General features: G+C 66.2%; 7 protein-coding genes. 6 read left to right on the top strand and 1 reads right to left on the bottom strand.

What is annotated here, in order from left to right; translation table 11 throughout:
* The first annotated feature begins 76 nt into the window (after window positions 1-76).
* The 6 genes from pth to ACIQCM_RS09290 all read left to right on the top strand — a co-directional run bounded on the left by pth (window position 77) and on the right by ACIQCM_RS09290 (window position 11,271).
* Entirely contained in the window at window positions 77-664 is a 588-nt protein-coding gene (gene pth, locus ACIQCM_RS09315; protein ID WP_400605917.1) for an aminoacyl-tRNA hydrolase, read from the top strand.
* Between the two features lie 123 nt (window positions 665-787).
* Window positions 788-3,523, top strand: a complete 2,736-nt coding sequence (locus ACIQCM_RS09310) for a LuxR C-terminal-related transcriptional regulator (protein ID WP_400605919.1) — start codon at window positions 788-790, stop codon at window positions 3,521-3,523.
* A gap of 70 nt (window positions 3,524-3,593) precedes the next feature.
* Window positions 3,594-6,164, top strand: coding sequence for a LuxR C-terminal-related transcriptional regulator (locus tag ACIQCM_RS09305; protein WP_400605921.1), 2,571 nt, complete (start codon window positions 3,594-3,596; stop codon window positions 6,162-6,164).
* A gap of 348 nt (window positions 6,165-6,512) precedes the next feature.
* On the top strand, window positions 6,513-7,838 hold the full coding sequence (locus ACIQCM_RS09300; RefSeq protein WP_400605923.1) for a cysteine desulfurase: 1,326 nt from the start codon (window positions 6,513-6,515) through the stop codon (window positions 7,836-7,838).
* A gap of 24 nt (window positions 7,839-7,862) precedes the next feature.
* Window positions 7,863-8,312: a Fe-S cluster assembly sulfur transfer protein SufU gene (gene sufU, locus ACIQCM_RS09295; protein ID WP_400605925.1), complete on the top strand. Its 450-nt coding sequence runs from the start codon at window positions 7,863-7,865 to the stop codon at window positions 8,310-8,312.
* 319 nt (window positions 8,313-8,631) lie between these two features.
* On the top strand, window positions 8,632-11,271 hold the full coding sequence (locus tag ACIQCM_RS09290; RefSeq protein ID WP_400605928.1) for a LuxR C-terminal-related transcriptional regulator: 2,640 nt from the start codon (window positions 8,632-8,634) through the stop codon (window positions 11,269-11,271).
* 88 nt (window positions 11,272-11,359) lie between these two features.
* Here the strand turns inward: ACIQCM_RS09290 and ACIQCM_RS09285 are convergent, their stop codons facing one another.
* Window positions 11,360-19,879 (bottom strand): malectin domain-containing carbohydrate-binding protein, encoded by an 8,520-nt coding sequence (locus tag ACIQCM_RS09285; protein ID WP_400605930.1) that lies wholly within the window; start codon window positions 19,877-19,879, stop codon window positions 11,360-11,362.
* Window positions 19,880-19,962: the final 83 nt, after the last annotated feature.

Raw genomic sequence — 19,962 nt, 5'->3', positions numbered from 1 at the left:
TCAATGGCCGGACCCTGCGGGGTCCGGCCATTGCCGTGTCCGGCCCTGTCCGCCTCCAGCACCCTAGGATGGATCCATGACTGACACCTGGCTGATCGTCGGCCTCGGCAACCCCGGCTCCCAGTACCAGGGCAACCGGCACAACGTGGGACAGATGGTCCTGGACGAACTCGCAGGCCGCATGGGTGCCGGGTTCAGGACACACAAGGCGCGGGCACAGGTCCTCGAAGGACGGCTCGGCATCGGCGGTCCCCGTGTGGTGCTCGCCAAGCCGATGAGCTACATGAATGTCTCCGGCGGGCCGGTGTCAGCCCTGGCGAACTTCTACGGGATCGAACCCGGCCACGTGGTGGCGGTGCATGACGAGATCGACATTCCCTTTAATACAGTGAAGCTGAAGATCGGCGGAGGCGAGGGCGGGCACAACGGGCTCCGCGACATCTCCAAGGCCCTCGGCACCAAGGATTACCTGCGCGTGCGCGTGGGAGTGGGCCGGCCTCCGGGCAGGATGGACACCGCCGATTATGTCCTCCGTGATTTCGGCACCGCAGAGCTCAAGGAGCTGCCGTTCCTGCTGGATGAGTCTGCGGACGCCGTGGAATCGCTGGTACGGGAAGGGCTGCCGGCCGCCCAGCAGCGGTTCCACCCCGCAAAGTCCGGGTAAGGGTCCGGCGAAACTTTAAGCCCATCGGCCCTGTCGTGTTGTCAGGGGGTGGGAGTACTCTTCTTCCTATGCGGGGGAGCAATGGAGCTACATTCCGCTACCGGGGACGTAGGGGATAAGTTCATGTCAATCGAGCCACTCAGCTGGGGACGTGGGTCAGCACCCCACAGTGTTGGGCCGCACGGCCGTGCGGCCGCGGTGCCGGAGGCCCCGCGCTGGTCAGCACCCGCACGGAGCGCCAACCTGGACGCCGTCCGGGCGGCACTCACGCGCGAGGGATCGCTGGGCGCGGTCATCACCGGCCCCCGCGGGGTGGGAAAATCCTCGCTGGCGCGTGCAGCTGTCGCCGACCTGGGAGAAGAGGCCTGGCCGCTCCAGTTGAGGTGCGGCCCCGCCGGCGCGGCCACACCGTACGGCTGCCTGTCTTTCCTCCTGGCACGGCTCCCGCAGGCGTATATGGGCTCGCCCACCGCCATCCTTCGGGGCATCACCTCGCTGATCCGTTCCGATGCCGCCGGCCGCCAGTGCATCATCACGCTGGACACCTGCGGGGCCATTGACGACATGAGCGCTGGCGTCCTGCTGAATGTTCTCATGACCGGAACGGCCAGGATCATTGCCGTGGCACCCAGGAGCAGCGACCTTCCCGTGGATTTCCACTGGCTGCTTGCCGACCGCCGGCTCAGCGAGGTCCGGTTGGACAACCTCAACGAACTGCAGACCCGGCAGGTCCTGCTCTCCCTGCTGGGCCACAAGGTCTCCGCATCCCTGGTCAGCACCTGCCACCACATGGTGGGCGGCAACCCGCTCCTGCTCAAGGCCCTTGTTGCCGAGCAGCAATTGTCCGGCAACCTGGTGCTCTCCGATTCGGTCTGGACCCTCCGCGACAAAGTAGTCCTGGACGGGGCCGCCAGCCTGGAGGACATAGTCCGGTCGCGCTGGTCCAGGGAAACCCCGGAAACCCGCAACGTCATTGAAATGCTCTCCTGTGCGCGGAGGGTGGAGTTGACCCGGCTCAGCGCACTCTACGGCGCGGACGTGGTGGCTGACATGGAGGATGGGGGACTCCTTGGGATCGATGGTTCCGAACACCGCTGGGTCTCGCTGCGGGAAAAATACATCGGGGACGTGGTCCGGACCTGGCTGGGGATAGGCCGCCGCCGCGAACTCCGCGCGTTACTGCTTGAAGGTGCGGAGCCGGACCCGGCCGGGATGACTGTCGAGGAACTGATGGCGTTCGCCGCCTGGACTCACGAGTGCGAGGCGGAGCTGAGCCCGGCACTGGCACTCGCCGCAGCCGACGCCGCAGTGCAGTTGTTCGATCCGAGGTTCGCACTCACCTATGCCGATATGCTGCGCAGGACGGACCCCCAATGGGTGCCCGGGCAGCGCCGGAAGGCTGCCGCCTACCTCCAGCTTGACCTGCCGCTTCAGGCCATGGCGGCCCTGGAAGAAATCTCCCCGCCGGAATTGGATGCCCTGGACGAGGTGGAGTACGCGGAGATCACCGCTGCCAAATGCCGGACCATGCTCTGGCTCCCCGAGCGCACGGCCGGGATCCCCGCGCTCCTGGAACGTGCCGGGCAACGAATCACCAGCGGCGGCGGGCGCCCCCGGTGGCCGGAACCTGTGGCGGTGGCAGCGAACCGGATTGCCCTCAGCAGCCTTGAATACCGGGCCTTCACCGGCGACTACCCGGCCATGATCCCGGACCTGGAAGCCGCCGCGGATCCCGCCCTGAACCCGGACACGGCATACCGGATGCATGCCGCAGTCCTGCTCATGACCGCGCTGGCTGTGTCCGGCCGGGAGATGGACGCGCTCGGCCTGATGCGCCAGCTGGGCGGCCAGCTCAGCGACGCTTCCGAGGTGGTTGGGCTGCGCGAGCGGTACCACCGGGAGTCCTACCTCGTGCTCCTGCTGGCCGGCCAGTGGCGGCGGTGTGCGGACCTCCTTCCCGCCGAAGGAAGCCGGGAGCCCAGTTACCTGCCCTACCGCACCGCCACTGCGGAACTGGCTGCCGGGATCGCCAACACCTTCGCCGGCCGCGGCGCAGAGGCACTGGATCCGCTCGTGTCCGCGGTGGCGCAGCTCGAGCACCAGCCCGTCCAGACGCCCCTGCGGACGGCCTACGCTGCCACCGCACTCGCCTCCGCCCAGACGGGTAACTCGGCACAAGCCCGCAAATACCTCGCCAAGCTGCAGTCCGCCCCGGGCCGAAGCAGCTTCATCGCGGAGACCATCATTGGGTTTTGTTCCCTTGTGGCCCGCCGGTGGCTGGGTGAACCCGACGCGGTGAAGGGGTTGAAGGAACAAGCCCGGCTTAACGCCGCGGCCGGCCGGTACACCATCGCCGGGATCCACCAGCTGGCCGGCACTGTCAACGGCGGGGATGCCGACTTCCGCCTCCTGGAGGACATCGCCGGACACCGGCAGGGGCCGCTGGCGGAGGTGTCGCGGCTGATCGCCGCCGGCAGCCGCACCAAGGACGCAAAAACCCTGCTTGCCGCCGGCGAACTTGCGGCCACCCTCGAGCTCGACGCCGTCGAGGCGCGCTGCATGGCCCTCGCGGTGGACTTTGCCCGCCACGACGGCGACGCCGCCACTGCCCGGACCGCGCAGGCCCGCCTGGACATCCTCGCGGCGACCGTAGCCCACCTTCCCATTGTTCCCACCAGCGGCAGCCCCCTGCTGACCAGCAGGGAACGCCAGATAGCCCGGCTGGCCGGAGGCGGTGCATCCAACCGCGACATCGCCCTGGAAATGGGTGTTTCCGTGCGGACTGTGGAGGGACACCTGTACCAGGTGTTCACCAAGCTGGGCGTGACTTCCAGGGGTGATCTGACTGGACTCGTCTAACGGCCGCAAACCTGCCAGCACGCGCCGCCCTTTGGCCGGCCGTCGTGAGTCTCTTGACCGGATCTGCGCCATGATCCGCAACGGCACCAGCCATGCCGCCTTCATCATGGCCGGCCCCGGCGTAGGGAAATCATCCCTCGCGGATGCAGTGGCGGAGCGGCTGGAGGGGGAGCTCACGGTGGTCAGGGTCCACGGCAGCGCGGCGCTCTCATCGGTGCCGTTCGGAGTCCTCACCCCCTACACCGGAGAGCTGACCGCCGAGGAATCAGTGTCCCCGGTGGCGGTCCTGCGTTCCATCTGGAGCTACTTTGAGGAGCTGAGGGCCGGCGGCAGCGCGCCGGTGCTGCTGGTGCTGGACGACGCCCATTACCTCGATGAGGCATCCGCCGCGGTAGTGGCCGACCTGATCGCAGCGGGGTGGGCCAGCGTGGTGGCGGCGGCGCGGCCGCGTCCCGGCCTCCCGCAGCCGATGAGCCAGCTGTGGTTCGACGGGCTGGCTGAACGGGTGGATCTCAGGCCACTGGACAGGAGCCACGTCCAAGAGGTGCTGGGCCATATCCTCGACGGGACCGTCCCTGATGCCACCGTGGATGCCATCTGGAATGCCACGGGCGGGAACCCGCGGATCCTCGATGCCTTGCTCCACGACGCTGCCGAGGCCGGGACGCTTGCCAGGCGGAACGGCATCTGGATCCTGATGGGCCCGCTGCCGGCTGACGGTCCCCGACTCAGAGCCGTGGTGGCCAAAGACCAGCTCCGTCGCCCGCCGGAAGAACAGGAAGCGCTGAAACTGATCGCGCTGGCCGGACCCGTGGGCCGCAAGGCGATCGAGGAGGCCACCGGGGCGGCGGTGGTCCGGTCACTCCTGGACCAGCAGCTGATCGTGGAGAATACGGGCGTCCCGGCGGAGCTGTCGCTGTGGAATGAACTGTATGCACGGGCCATCCGGAACACGGTCTCCGTCTCGCGCAGCCTCCAGCTGTTCGAAAAGACAGCGGCGTACCAGGACACGGCCGGACTGCACGGGGAAGGCCTCCTGCGCCACACCGAATGGGCCCTGGAATCCGGGGTTACCGTGGCGGAACCGGACCTCGCCGCAGCTGCCCAGGAGGCCGTGGACCGGTTCCGCGACGGCAGCGCGGCAGCCATCGCCGCCCGGGTGCACGACCCCTCCCTGGCACCCCTGGCCCGGGCCATCCAGGGCCGTGCCCTCTACAACCAAGGGGCCTATGCGGACGCTGCGGCCTTACTGGACGCCTGTGCTGACAGCCTGGCCGACCATCCCCAGGGTCCTTCCGTGCTGCTGCTCCGCGCCTGCGCCCACCAGGCGGCGGGCCACCCGCCGCCTCCGGAGGCCGCGGGCTCCGCCGCGGACGCCGGCGGGGTGGACGGGCATGGATGGCGGGAAGCCCTGCCATGGCTGCTGCACCTCGGGGACAAGGCCCAGCCCCGTGCGCTGGAAGAGGCCATGGACCAACTCCGGGCCGTCCCGCATCCTGGCCCCGGCCATGCGGCCGTCATTGCCATGGGTGATGCCCTGCTGGCCCAGACCCTGGACGCAGCGGGCCGGGCAGTGGACGGGCTTGAGGCTGCCCTGATGGCGGCAGCGGAACTTCCTGGCCTGCAGGACAGCCTCTTTTTCTTTCCCGAGTTCGTACTTGGCAGGCTGGCTGCCAGCTACGTCGCCCTGGGTGAATGGGAATCCGCCGAGCAGGAAATCAGCAGCTACGCCGACACCCATGCCGCCGGCGCAGCCACGTTCAACGGCAGCCTGCAGATCCTCCGGGGCTACGCAATGCTGCGGCAGGGCCGGATGGAGCGTGCGTACCAGTTGCTGCTGCCTGCGGTTGAGGCGCTGCGGTTGAACGATCCACTGCTGCTGTTCCGGTTGGGCTCCGCGCTGGGATTCTACGCTGCAGCGCGACTGGGGGACACCGCCCAGGCCAAGCGGCTGGAGCAGGACTACAAGGATACGTCGGCGGGCGGCCCGGCCTACGACCTGCTGGCCTCCGGACATGCCGCCGCAGCTGCCGAATACCTGGGGCGGGACGGAAAGGGACTTGCGTCGCTGCATACGCTGGCCACCGCAGCTGAGGCCTCGGGCAGGATGGGGACGCTGCTGGAGATCCTTGCGATGTGCTGGGACCTCGGCGACAGCTCGGTTATACCGCAGGTGCAGGCCGTTGCCGGGACGGTGCAGGGCGGCTGGGCGGAGGCGCTGCACAAACTGGCGGCGGACTGGGACCAGGCAGGCGGGGACGGCCTGATGGAAACCGCAGCCGCCCTGGAAGGCGCGGGATTCCTGAACCTCGCCCGGGAAGCCTATGCGCGGGCCAGCACGGTCCTTGACGCGGAAGGCGAACGCAGGCGATCGCGGCAGGCCGTAGCCCAGCGGGAACGGTGCGACCACGAGTTGGGCGAACGGTTCCGGGAGGGCCGCTTCATCGCTGCGGCACCCAGCGTCCACCTCACGCGCCGGGAACAGGACATCGTGGAACTGGCCGTGCAGGGCTTGACGGACCGCGAGATAGCCCAGCGGCTGATGGTCTCGGTCCGCACAGTGGAGGGCCACCTGTACCGCACCTACGTCAAACTCGGGGTGCGCAGCAGGGAAGAGCTGGAGTCCGCCCTGCCAAACTAGCGGTGTGCCCCCGCCGACGCTGCCGCAAAAGGTGCGCTGCCGCCGCCCCGGGTAGCCTGCGGGGGTGCCGGTAGTCCGTACCGGATGATTAGAGTACTTCCTACTCGTGTGCCCGCCGGCTTCCCGGTCTTTACTTAAAGCGGAAACGATCTTCCGGCTCCCGGGCCGGTCAAGACGGGGCCGGCGACGACAGAGTCTTCTGAGACCGAGACTCTCCCCCCAGCCGCCGCCGGCCCTCCGCTCCGCGGGGTGAAGCCCGGAGCGGTTGTGGCGGCTGCTCCGGGCGGCCGCCACAGCCGTGCTGTGGGACAATTGAATGTCATCCATTGGCAGTTCAAGGAGTTCGTTTTGGCCGTAGTATCAACGCCAGCCACCCTCTCGCCTGCCCTGCCGGCGATGGATAACAGTGAGGTCGCCCGGATCCGGAACGACTTCCCGGTCCTGGACCAGCAGGTCAACGGCCAGCCCCTGGTGTACCTCGATTCCGGTGCCACCTCGCAGAATCCGTTGAGCGTCATCGAAGCCGAGCAGGAATTCTACGAACAGCGCAACGCGGCCGTCCACCGGGGCGCACACCACCTGGCAGTGGAAGCCACGGAGGTTTTCGAGGCTGCCCGCGAAACCGTGTCCGCGTTCATCGGTGCGGACTTCGCCGAGACCGTCTGGACCTCGAATGCCACCGAGGGCCTGAACCTGGTCAGCTATGCCCTGTCCAATGCCGGCCTGTGGGCTGCACAGGGCCGCGGCGACTCCGGGCTGAAGGAGCTGGCACCCGGCCCCGGTGACGAGATCGTGGTCACCGAAATGGAGCACCACGCCAACCTGATTCCATGGCAGGAGCTGGCCTTCCGAACGGGAGCCAAGCTCCGCTACATCCCGATTGACGACGCCGGCCGCCTGCGCATGGACGAGGCCGCCCGGATCATCAACCCCCGCACGCGGGTCCTCGCCTTTACGCACGCATCGAACGTCCTGGGTACCATCAACCCGGTCCATGACCTCGTGGCGCTGGGCCGGAAGGCGGGCGCGCTGGTAGTCCTGGACGCCTGCCAGTCCGCCCCGCACATGCCCCTGGACGTGAAGGAACTCGACGTCGACTTCGCCGTCCTGTCCGGCCATAAGATGCTGGCGCCCACCGGGATCGGTGTGCTCTACGGCAAGCAGGAGCTCCTGGACATCCTGCCGCCGTTCCTCACGGGCGGTTCCATGATCACCACGGTTACCATGGAACGTGCCGAGTACCTGCCTGCGCCCCAGCGCTTCGAGGCCGGAACGCAGCGCATTTCGCAGGCCGTAGCTCTGGCCGCGGCCGTGAACTACCTGACGGAGACGGGCCTGGACCGCATCCACCAGTGGGAGTCGGCGCTCGGCCAGCGCATGGTCGCGGGGCTCGCGGAGCTGCCCGGGATCAGGGTCCTTGGCCCTGCAGCGGGGGAGGACCGGATCGGACTGGCTGCGTTCGACGTCGAAGGCGTGCACGCGCACGACGTCGGACAGTTCCTTGATGCGCGCGGGATCGCCGTCCGCGTGGGCCACCACTGTGCCCAGCCGCTGCACCGCCGGCTTGGCCTGACGGCCACTACCAGGGCGAGCGCCTACCTGTACAACACCACCGACGACGTGGACCGCTTCCTGGACGCCGTGTCCGGCGTGCGGGGATACTTCGGTGCCTAGCAGAGCAGATTCGAAGGTATAACCATGAGCCTTGACCAGCTGTACCAGCAGATCATCCTGGACCACTCCAAAGCCCGCCACGGCAGCGGCCTGGCGGAAACCGCCGCACCGGAAGGCGCCAGCACCGGGCAGTCGCACCAGCTCAACCCCGTATGCGGCGACGAAGTTACCTTGCGGCTGGCCGTCGCCAACGGAAAAGTGGCGCAGGTGTCATGGGACGGTGCCGGCTGCTCCATCTCCATGGCTTCGGCCTCGGTCCTCAGCGAAATGGCCGAAGGCATGACCGTGGCGGAACTGCATGAAGTCATCGACAGTTTCCGGGAAGTCCTGCGGTCCCGCGGGAAGGTGCCGGCGGACGCCGAACTACTCGGCGATGCCGCGGCCTTTGAAGGAGTGGCCCGCTACGCCGCCCGGGTTAAGTGCGCCATGATCTCGTGGGTCGCCGCCGAGGATGCCTTGAACCAGGCTGCGTAGGCGGAACCGCACCCGGATGAAGCCCGGAAACTACTTGGGCTGCGGGCTCAACAGCCCCGGGCGGCGCGGCCGACTACCTGGTTTTGAATAACAACCCCCTGCCCCTTTACCAAGTACAGGCAAGTACGTACGCGTAACAGCGCGGATTCGAATCGAGTAGTCGTTACGCATGCGTTCCGTCCCCCTTCTCCATAGGTTGATGTGATCATCGATCCAGCTTTCATCGAGAAGGTTCGCTATGTACCAGATGTCCGGGCCGCCACCTGACGCCGAAAAAACCGCAGCCTGCCGGGGCGACTGTATCCGGCATGACGCGATCATGGGCATCGCCTCCGAGCTCGCGTCCGGAACCGGCTGCGGAGTGTTGCTCGTTGGCGGACCTGGATCCGGTAAGTCTTTTATGGCGCGAAGGGCGTTGGAGCAGCTCGGGCAGAACTACGTTGTGGTGCAGGTCAGGGGCACTGCCGCGTCGAAGACGCTCCATTACGGGGCGCTCAGCGTTCTCCTCAACGATCTGGAACCGGTGAACACCCAGCAGCCGCTCATGGTCCTGCGGGGCCTGACCCAGTTGCTGCACAAGAAAGCCCAAGGCAAGGGCATCGTACTTTTTGTGGATAATGCGCATGAGCTCGATGAGCTGTCGGCGATGACGATCGCCCATCTCAGCTCCGGGGGTCACGTGCGTCTCCTGGCAGCCTGCGCAGACCTGCAGCTGGCCGGCGGAGAGATCCAGGCGTTATGCAAGGATGACCTCCTGCGCCGCATCAACGTGTTGCCGTTCGATTTCGACGAAACTGCGGCACTTCTCCGGCTTCGGTTCGGTGGTACCTTTTCGCAAACGGCCGTGCGCGCACTATGGCATGCCAGCGGAGGTAACGCCCTCTTCCTGACGACTGCGGCGAAGGAACAGATCAGACAGGGCACCCTGGTCCGGCAGGACGATACCTGGTTGCTTGGCGATGAGCACGCCGTTCCCGGAGACGAAATAAGGGAGATAGTGAAGGCGAGGCTTAACCTGCTTTCCGCGGGCCAGCGCGATGTCTTCGAACTGCTCGCTCTGGCCGGCTCGGTCCCGCTTCGGGCCCTCATGAGCGTCTCCGACCCTCGGGACATCGACTCCCTGCAGGAAGCATCCGTTATTGCCGTCGGCAGTGACCACCTGCAGACAGTCACCATCGCCGATGCAGTCTCCGCCGGCATCGCTGCCGGAGTCGTGCCTCCCGGACGAAGCTCCGAGTTGCGCCGCCGGCTCACTGCCGTCATGGATCCGGACAGGATGCACGAGCAGGAACTGATGGACGCCGTATGGGCCTTGGACTGCGGAGAGCACCTGACTGCCGGGTCGGCGTTGTCCGCCGCCAGGGCTGCAAACAACGCCTCCGATCCCGCGACCGCGCTGCGCTTCCTCACCGGGGCCACGGCGCATGAAGTGCAGACGGCGGCTGCCCTTGAAACCGCGCGGGCGCACCTGGCATTGGATGACCGCGAAGCGGCATTAATGACGTTGCGGGGGCTGGACAGGTCCCTTCCGTCCGGGATGTCCGCCGGCGAATGGACCGACGTGCAGCTGGCCATCGCTGAACTGTCCACGCAGGCCGGGGCAACAACGGACGGTGCGCATCTTCGCCTCCGGGAGGTGGAGGCCAGGCTCGACCGGCAGGCACCAGGCACCCATGGTGACCCGACCCTTCGGGCCCGGCTTCGCGTGGCGGAAGCGGACCTGGCTGCCATGCAGGGCCGCTACCAGGATGTTGTGACGTTGCTGGGGGGCGTCGACGCCTCCGAGCTTGGGCGTGAGCGGCAGATCCGTGCAACTGCGCTGCAGTGTATGGCGTGGGCTGTTCTCGGAGACAGCCGGCGCGCGCTCGGCCTCGGCGCGCAGATCGCCCAGGCAGCCGCGGACACGCACCTGCCGGACCGTGTGGTGCGGGAGGTGCGCGCCCTCCTGCTGCAGGTATGGCTGCTGCTCGGTGAACTGGCAAAATGCCAGGAGTATCTCAAGGAGATGTCCGCTGCCAACGAGCCTCCTTCCCGGCTCGGCGGAATGTTTGAAATTGCTCCGGGTGTCCTTCTCTTCCACCGGGGCCACGTGAAGTCCGGGCTACACGCACTGGAGGCTGGAGCGCGGCAGCTGTTGGCCAGGGACCACGACGGCGTGGCTGTCCTGGCGCTCGCCGCGGGCGCTTATGCAGCCGCGCTGCTCGGCAAGAAGCAGAAGACGGAAGCCCTCCTGGCCGGGATGGACGGACTGCCGGCCGGTACCTGGATGGTTTCCCGGCTCGCCGCCTATTATGCGGCCTCCGCCCGGGTTGAATCCCGGGAACAAGGGGACCTGACCGGGCTGCTTCTCAGCGAAGCGCTTTGCGATGCGCAATCAGGCGCCGTCGCGCCGGCGCTCCACTTCCTCTCCGCGGCCGCGAGGCAGGGCAGCCAGCCGCTCGCGCGGGAGCTGAGGCTCCATGCCGACCGGAGCAGCGGCTCTTTCGCAGTCCTCTGCGCTAAGTTCGCAGACGGGCTGGCTTCAGGCGACAGCGAGGCGCTGCTGGCCGTCTCGCGGGACGCCGAAGCCGCGGGCAACGTCCTCATGGCAAGGGATGCGGCGCGAAAGGCTGTTCTGTGCGCCGGGGAATCGGGCAACAGGCTTATCCTCCGGGTCGCACAGCGGGCACAGCAATCGTTCGAGGACAGATTCTGCGGGGCCAGTCAGGGTCTTCATTCGCTGGTTACCTCTGTCCTCACCACGAGGGAGCGGGAGGTTGCCAAGGCCGCCGCCGCAGGGATATCAAACCGGCGACTCGCCGAACAGATGCACGTCTCCATTCGTACGATCGAGGGGCATCTCTACCAGGTCTACGCAAAATTGCATGTGGCGAGCAGGGCCGAACTCAAGGAAGTGCTGCTGGCTACATCGGCGGGACCCTCCACCCGGACCGGAGAACTGCAGCGGAGGCTGCCTTAGGGACCGCAGTGTTGGCGCCCGTCCGGACCCTGCTTCAGGTGTCACAAACCCATCAGATGCTGCCCTTGCGCCCTGCCCTCCGCTGCCCTCACACGCTGCCGGGGATGATTTCGATGGCGGCGATGGTGGGTTCGTCGGTGGTGGCGGTGAAGTCAATGTTGAGGGTTCCGTCGGTTACCGTGAGCTGTTGGGTGCGGATGTAGGCGGTCATGGGTGCTACGACGGCGTTGAGGTCCAGGTTGGTGATTTCCGGGGTGCCGGCTTCGAGGTTGACGGTGAAGATGCGTTTGCCTGTGCCGCCGGGTCCGCCGCCGGTGGCTCCGTGCCAGATTTCGGCGAAGTGGAGTTTGACGGTGTAGGTGCCTGAGGGGACGGGTATTGCGTAGCCGAAGGCGGTTTTGCCGCTGCGTTCGTTGAGGTAGAGGGAGTCGTCGGTGGTTCCGGCGATTTGGGTGACCAGGGCGTTGGTGTAGGTTTTTCCGCCGGTGAAGTAGGTGTCTGCGAGCCAGTTCAGGCCTCCGGTGGTTACGGCGGGTCCGCCGGTGTTGATCCTGGTGGCCGGCGGGGACGTGGCGGTGGTGTTGGCCTGTGCCGTGGCCGAGGGGGCGGAGGCGTTGGCTGAGGTGTCGAGGGCGATGATGCGGTAGTAGACCGCGGACGCCGCCGGTGGTGCGGTGTCGGTGTACGCAGTTGCGGTGACGGGTGTTGTACCGGTGAGCCTTGTCCAGGGCCCGGCGAGTGCCGTGGCGCGTTCGACGTGGTAGCCGGCGAGGTCGGGTTCGGTGTTCGCCGACCAGTTCAGGGTGACCTTGTTGGTGCCGGCGGTCGCAGTCAGGCCTGTCGGTGGCGCCGGCGCAGTCGTGTCAGCCGTTCCGCCGGGGATGATTTCGATGGCGGCGATGGTGGGTTCGTCGGTGGTGGCGGTGAAGTCAATGTTGAGGGTTCCGTCGGTTACCGTGAGCTGTTGGGTGCGGATGTAGGCGGTCATGGGTGCTACGACGGCGTTGAGGTCCAGGTTGGTGATTTCCGGGGTGCCGGCTTCGAGGTTGACGGTGAAGATGCGTTTGCCTGTGCCGCCGGGTCCGCCGCCGGTGGCTCCGTGCCAGATTTCGGCGAAGTGGAGTTTGACGGTGTAGGTGCCTGAGGGGACGGGTATTGCGTAGCCGAAGGCGGTTTTGCCGCTGCGTTCGTTGAGGTAGAGGGAGTCGTCGGTGGTTCCGGCGATTTGGGTGACCAGGGCGTTGGTGTAGGTTTTTCCGCCGGTGAAGTAGGTGTCTGCGAGCCAGTTCAGGCCTCCGGTGGTTACGGCGGGTCCGCCGGTGTTGATCCTGGTGGCCGGCGGGGACGTGGCGGTGGTGTTGGCCTGTGCCGTGGCCGAGGGGGCGGAGGCGTTGGCTGAGGTGTCGAGGGCGATGATGCGGTAGTAGACCGCGGACGCCGCCGGTGGTGCGGTGTCGGTGTACGCAGTTGCGGTGACGGGTGTTGTACCGGTGAGCCTTGTCCAGGGCCCGGCGAGTGCCGTGGCGCGTTCGACGTGGTAGCCGGCGAGGTCGGGTTCGGTGTTCGCCGACCAGTTCAGGGTGACCTTGTTGGTGCCGGCGGTCGCAGTCAGGCCTGTCGGTGGCGCCGGCGCAGTCGTGTCAGCCGGAAGGGGGTTCAGCAGGTTCGGGCCCTTGATGGTGACCCAGTTGATCTTCGTGTTCGTCCCGGTCGGCGTCAGCGTAAGCTTCCCGTCAGTGACGTCCACACTTGCGGTCCCGGAGGCGAACGGGCTTGTTCCGGTAGGCGTGAAAGGCGCAATGAGTTGCGTTTCCTCTACCTTGAGGGCATGAACCGAGTCGAGATAGCCGGAGTCTCCTACGGACGCCGTTACTTCGTAGGTTCCATTCGGAATGGCCCGCTGCCATATTCCATCCGTCCCGCCCTTGGATGCCGTTTGCATCTGGACGAGCGACTGCAGCAGCGGATCTCCCGCCGGATAAGTGATTCCGGGCGTCGCCGACGGCCGGTTCCTCGCTTCAAGCGTCCGGTCAGTCGGGGTGCCATTGACGAACCAGCCGTACCCGTCGCCGTCGTACATGCCTCCGTAATCGGCGATCCACCCGGTGGGCGTGACGGCACTGGGCAAAGTGAAGTTGTACTTTGCCGTCGGTACCGGGTCCGGCTGGGTGTCCAGGCCTGCGCCCTTGATCGATACCCAATTGATTTTGGTGTTGGTTCCACTGGAACTCAGCGTGAGCTTGCCGTCGGCAACAGTGATTTGCCGTGAGCCGGTCTGGAAAGGCGTGCTGCCCGTCGGGACGAAGTTGGCGATCAGTGGTTGGCCTTCGGCAAGGATCCCGTGGGTGGAGTCAAGGTAACCGGCGTCCCCGGCTGAAGCTGCCACCGTGTAAGTGCCGTCCGGGACGGCATACTCCCAAACGCCGGTGGACACATTGCTTGCGGGCCCCATGATATTCAGTGTCTGCAGCAGCGGGTCGGCAGGATAGGCAATGCCCGCAGTTGCGGCAGTCCGGTAACGGGTGGCGGAGCTGCGGTCAGCGGGCGCGCCGCCCGCCAGCCAACCGAACTTGCGCTGCGCCAGGAAGGCCGCACCCGTGTCCGGTATCCATCCGGTCGGCGTCGGAGCACCTGCCGTCTGGAAGTTGACCTTCACCTGGGCGCCCACCGTGGGATCGCCGCCCGGGTCGGTGGGCGCCGGAACGACGTCGATGTAGTCGATCTTGGTGTTGATTCCGCCCTGCGCATCCACCGTCAAAAGACCGTCGGTCACGGTGACACGCGTTGCCGCCGTCTGGTGCCGCGTAGCCGACCCGGAATCCCCGGACGGGGCAAACCGGTCGATGATCTTCCTGCCTTCGAGGTTGATGGTGTGTAATTCCGTGGCTGTTTGAGGGACGGGATCCCCTACGGTGATCGTCACGTCGTAATCGCCGTTGGGGACGGCTGCTTCCCAGAAGGCGTACGCAGGGACGCCGTTGAACGATGGAACGTCCGCACCCTGCATATGCATGAGGGTGTTCAGCCGCAGGTCGGGCTGGCTTGTGGTGCGCAGGCGTCCGTTGCCCGGCCCCGCTGTGCCGGCGGTGGACAGATCGATGGGCGCTCCCGTGGCCTGGTTTTTCCATCCGTAGCTGAGGCCTGTGCCTTGATCGGTCCGGGTACGTGCACCGAACGGCTCACCGAAGTCCCGGAAATACCCGGTGGGAAGCCCTGCCGCGAGGTTGGAGAAGTTGACCTTGAACGCACCCGTGGCCGGAGGAGTGGCACCGCCGGAGGCCGGCCGGACACCCTGCACAAGAAAGACATAGTCCTGGTAGTCGCCGTTGGAGGCGTCCTCGAAGGCCACAATGAAGCTGTTGGCCATCGGCGTTCCCGTCCGGTCCTTGGCCGGGTAAACGCGTGCACGGTGGGCGACGCCTCCGGAGTTTAGGCGGTCCTCCGTATAACCCGTCCGCTGGAAGGCGTTGGAGTAGTAGTAGAACCCGAAACTTTGGGTGCCGGGGTCGAAAGTCTGCAGGGTTCCCGGGGACGACGGCGGCAGAAGGGACTGGTATCCGGAAATGTCGATTGAGCCGAGTTTATGCAGTTGCGCCGGCGTTCCGTCGCCCGTGTACCACCCGAAGGGCAGGTCCTCCCTGGGCGCGTACTGGGCGAGGGGGACTATCGAGACGGGCTGTGTGCCGGCCTTGAGGAAAAGCGGTTCCAGGAGTTCATCTCCCTTGGCCGTGGCCTGCGTACCCCCCTCCAGGGTGCTCCAGCCGACATTGATCTTGTAGCCGAGGGTACCGGCAACGTCCTGGAAGGGCGGCTCATTCAGCCCCTCGAGGCCGTTCATCGTCAGGCCGTAGAGTCCGACGTCGAGGGTGCTCCCGGCCGCTGCGATACGCAGGACGGCCTGTCGCTGCCCCACCGTGGTGCCGGGCTTGAAAGTGACCTGGATGGTGGTGGTGGCGCCCGGGCTGAGCGTGGTCCCGTTGCCCCCGTTAAAGCTGAATTCCGCCGGGTTGGTTCCGGCGATCGACGTGCTGAGGGTGGCTGAAGCGGAACCGGTATTGGTGATAGTCACGGACTTGGTCGGGCCGACGGTGCTCTTGACGGCCGAGAAGACCATTTCGGACACGGACGACGTCAGCGGGGCTGCCTGCTGCGCCGCGGGAACCTTCAGGAGGAACATCGCCTGGTTGCTGCCGCTCCGGTCGTACTGGTTCACGTACAGATTTCCGGTCTTAGGGTCCTCTACGACTTCCAGCGGGTCGTTGAAACCATCAACGCCGCTGATCGCGGAGTTCGGTACGCCACTGATGCCCAGTGACGTTTGTTCGCCGAGCACTTTGCCTGTGGCGGGGTCCACCTGGAGGAACAAAAGGTCGTTGTTGTTGGAGAACCGGGTAACAATGAGCCGGCCCTTCAGTTGTCCCCCGAAAGTGCTGCTCTTGTATTCGATGGAGCCGTTAGGAGACTTGTTGAAGCCGAAGTCGTAGGAAAAGCCCCGGTAATTAGGGTCGGCCTTCGTCCCCGAGGGGTACTTACTTCCGCCCTGTCCCGGAGCGGTGGGCGGGTTCAGGGGGTCGTTGCCTTCATTCAGTATCCATTCGCACCGTTCAGGGTTGGGATGCCCGTAGTAGCCGCCTTCCACCACATCAAACAGGAAGTCCCGCTGGGTCGGCTGGTTTCCCACGGCCGGTGCCGTGCCTCCCGTGTAAGAGCGGCGCTGGCACTGCCGGGTAACGTCCTGGCCGTTCACGGAGCTGTAGCCGGGGATCCCCTCGGCCGCCACGCGGGTGTAGGTGCCGTCCGGATTCTGTGTTACCCCGGGGGAGTTCGCACCTCCGGCCGTGCCGTTGGTGGGGACGTACAGATGGCCGTTGGAGTGCCAGACCAGGTCGTAGGCGTTCCGGATGCCGGTGGCATAGATCTTCAGGGGCGCCCCGGGAGCATACGGGTCGTAGGTTCCTCCTCCGGAAGTTTGGACGTTGATCGGCGTCCCGCTGGTGATGGCCTGCTGCACAGCCGGATCTGCGGGGTCGAAGACGAGGGCAGCGGCCGTCAGGAGTTTTTCGCCCCGCTGGCCCCAGGAATTGTCCAGGTCGCCGGCCCCCTGGTTGGAGCCCTGCATGAAGTAGAGGCGGCCGTCGCGGCCGTAAGCCATGGAGTTGGTCAGGTGGTCAGCCTGCGAGCGGGGCAGCCCTGTAAAGACCCGGGATTCGGTCTGCAGCGCCGGGCCGGAGAGCATGCTTACGCCCGAGATCCATTCGCCCTGCTCGTTGTACGTGTTGGCGCTCGTGGAGGTGATCCACAGCTTGGGGCTGGCTGCAGTCCCTGTCCTGTCAAAGACCAGGCCGATGATGGCCCGGCCGGCATAGCCCAGGTCCTCCATGGCAGAGAGCGAGCCGTCCGCGGCCACGGCAAACCGGAAGAGTCCCTGGCCTATCGTGGAGGCATACAGCTTCCCGTCGGGGCCGAAGGCCATGGAGGACCAGTACTTCCCGGAAGCTGCCGGCTGTTCGACTTTGGTGAAGGAGACCCCTGTCAGCGGCGTGTAGTCCGCTCCTGCCGAAATTCCCCCGTGGCCCGTGGTGAAGATCGAGGTGAAGGGAATGAACGGGGCCCCGTAGTTGTCTTTGACGCCGCTGGTCACTGTAAACCGGTAGGTGGTGTCCGGTTTCAGTGGCGAAGTTGGCTGCGTGGCAATCACGTCGTTGCCCCCGGACGTTCCGGTGGATGACGGGACTTCGCTCCCGGAGGCAACCTCGTAGATATGGACGTTGCCGGGCAGGGTGCTCGCGTCCACGCCTACTCCGGCGTAGGGGACGCGGATTGTCGCCGATACGCCGTCTGTGGGGTCCTGTCCGGTGGAGCGGTTCTCAGGGCGCATCGTATCGATGTGCGGTGCGCGTTCCATACCGACAATGTCGATGTAGGCAAGCTTAGTATTGGTGCCGCCGGAGGCGGTGATGGTCAGGGCGCCGTCCCAGACGCCGGCAATGACAGTGGTGGTCTGGTACTCCTGTGCCGCCGAACCTTGGAACTTTTCTATGCCGACGCCGGCCTCGACGTTGATGGCATGCACCGAGTTGTACCCCGCGGAGAAAGCCTGGTCTCCTACGGCGACGGTGACCCGGTAGAGTCCGTCCGGCACTGCAGCTTCCCAGATACCCTCGGTTTTCACGCCGTTTGTTCCCGGATCATCGCCGTACTGCATGTGGATGATGGAATCGAGTCTTGCGTCTACTCCGGTACGGTTCCGGTCCCGCCCGTTTCCGACCAGGCTTAGCGGGTTTCCGTCCGGTGTCTTCCAGCCGTATGTGAGTCCGGTCCCTTGGTTCGGGCCGGTCCGGGCGGAGAACGCTTCGCCCCAGTCGGCGGCATACCCGGAAGCAGGCACGCCGGATGTAACAGTAAAGTCCACCCTGATGTTGGTCGAGTTCGGGACTACGGGGACGGCGTGGACCTCATTGGAGACGCCTGACTCGTTGCCGGACAGATCCACGGCTGACACCACATAGAAGTAGGTGGTGCCGTTTGTCGCAGTGGTGTCCTCATACGCTGGTGCGGTAACCAGGGCCGGACCTGAATGGAGGGATCCCGTATCTTTGACCACGGGCTGGAGGGAGCGGTAGACGCGGTATCCCGCAATGTCCGCTGCGGACGGCGCGGTCCAGGACAGGCTTACCCGGGTGTCCCCGGAGGCTGCCGTCAGCCCGCTTGGTGCAGGAGGAGGCGTCGTGTCCGCTGCTGCGAGCGAACCCGCCGCTTCGTTGGACGCGGACGAGTCATTGCCGGCGGCATCAAGGGCCACGACGGTGTAGTAATAGGTGGTCCCTGCCTGGGCCGAAGTGTCGCTGAAGGATGTGCCTGTCACCGGTTCGTCGCCGGACAGCGGATCCAGCTTGACGTCGACGCCGTGCCGGGTTCCCCGGTAGACGCGGTATCCCGCGACATCCTTGGAGCCGCTCGCTTTCCAGCTCAGGTGCACAGCGGAAGGTCCTCCGCGGGTGGTTAATCCCGACGCCGGGATCGGCGGTTCGGTGTCTGCGCCGTCCTTGCTGTAACCGGCCTGGACTGAGGCAGCGCCGCCGGCTTGAAAGTATTCCACCGCCACGACGTGCGCCCCGCCGTCGAGGCTCACCTCGGCTGTATGGGGCCCGCCGACAATATCCTGCTTCCATGCGTCGATCAGGAGGTCGCCGTCGATGGTGATCCTGACGCCGTCGTCGGCATTGGCTGCGAACGAGTAGTCGCCTGCCCCCGCGTGCAGGACCTTTACCCAGCGTGTTGAGTAGTTCTCAGAGCCGACCCCCTCCGGGCCGGCGCCGGGCAGGAAATCCTGGTCTATCGCCGCATCGCATCCGGTCACGACAGGGGACCCTTCAAGGGACGTGCCGAAGAAGTACTCAACGCGCCACTCTCCCTCAAGGCAGCCGTTGTTCGGGGACGCGCCTTCTTTGGTCGCGGGGCTTGAATCGATTCCGTCTGCCGGGCCGGCGCCGGTGGTGGATTCGGCCGGGGCCGGACCCGGCCCGCTGCCGGGGGGAGCGGCCGGCCGCGTCGCCGGCAACGACCCGGATGGAGCAGGAGCGTCCTCAAGCGGAGAGGCGATGGCCGGCGGCGAGGGTGGTTGTGAGGTCGACGGCGGGGCCGACGGCGACGGCGAGGGTAGCTGGCCGGGGTCCGGGGCCGGAGAGGATGACGGCTTGGCGCCGGGTTCTGCCGTCGGTTTTGCCGTTGAGCCGGGGCTGGCCGGGGCTGGTTTGGCGGTGGACGGCAGCTCTTTGGCGCTGAAATCGTCGAAACTGACTGTGGGCCGCTCGCCTGCCGGTTCCCCGGCTGCCGTGGCGAAGATTCCTGCCAGGGACTTTGCACCGCCTGCGCCGGATGCCGTAAGCAGGGTTCCGTCGAGGAAGTTCGCGGGAACCTCCATGCGTCCGATGTTGACAGGAGCATCTGCACCGACCTGGTACGAGGCCAGGACGGCTTCCGCCGCGGGATCAACGTCGAGCACCAATTTCACGGCCCGACCCTGTGGCACAGCATGCAGTGGAACCGAGATAAGGTCCTGGGATGCCGCCTCCGATTCGCCGTCCCGTTCACGTTGCAGCTTCATCTCCCAGGTTCCGGCATCATCCGAACCTGTCAGGAACAGTCTGACAAGATTGTCGTCGTCGGGTCCAAGCCACACGCCGGCCTCCGTCGCGGGCTGCAGCCGCCGGGGGGCGTCGAGCGTGGCGGATATCCGAATTGTGGCAGCGGCCGGTACAAGCCCGACACCCAGCGCATTGTCCTGCGAGTTGGAGTCCAGAAGCGTGCTTCCTGAAGATGCGGTGACATGGAGGAAGCCGGAGGCAACTGTGAGGTCCGCCGGCACGAAGAAGGGGCCGCCGTCGTGTGCGGTTGAAGGCTGGAGGAGTGTGAATCCGGTGCCCCTGCCATCAGCGGCCGGAAGGCCCGCCTGGCTTTCGAAGGTGAGGCGCGTTGTGTTGTTGGTGACCACGAGATCTGCCGGGCCCAGCGGCGAATACGGCGATGACTGCCATGTGCCCGGCTCGTCCGGGTCGAACGGATCCAGGGACCGGGCGGGGGAAGCGGAGACGAGAGCCGCAGTCATCACGGTGATGCTGGTGAAGCCTGCGACAGCTGCCCGCAAAGATCGGGAGCCGGTGGATGTTCCTGATGATCCGCTAGTGCGTG

The sequence above is a fragment of the Pseudarthrobacter sp. NPDC092439 genome (assembly GCF_044754945.1).
Lineage (GTDB): Bacteria > Actinomycetota > Actinomycetes > Actinomycetales > Micrococcaceae > Arthrobacter.
The sequence above is the reverse complement of the archived record's forward strand: the minus strand, read 5'-3'. Positions and strand labels throughout refer to the sequence as shown.

Bases quoted from the DNA above. Each gene is read 5' to 3' on its own strand.
- ACIQCM_RS09285 (WP_400605930.1), bottom strand. From the start codon at position 19,879: ATGACTGCGGCTCTCGTCTCCGCTTCCCCCGCCCGGTCCCTGGATCCG.
- ACIQCM_RS09305 (WP_400605921.1), top strand. From the start codon at position 3,594: ATGATCCGCAACGGCACCAGCCATGCCGCCTTCATCATGGCCGGCCCC.
- ACIQCM_RS09310 (WP_400605919.1), top strand. From the start codon at position 788: ATGTCAATCGAGCCACTCAGCTGGGGACGTGGGTCAGCACCCCACAGT.
- sufU (WP_400605925.1), top strand. From the start codon at position 7,863: ATGAGCCTTGACCAGCTGTACCAGCAGATCATCCTGGACCACTCCAAA.
- ACIQCM_RS09290 (WP_400605928.1), top strand. From the start codon at position 8,632: ATGGGCATCGCCTCCGAGCTCGCGTCCGGAACCGGCTGCGGAGTGTTG.
- pth (WP_400605917.1), top strand. From the start codon at position 77: ATGACTGACACCTGGCTGATCGTCGGCCTCGGCAACCCCGGCTCCCAG.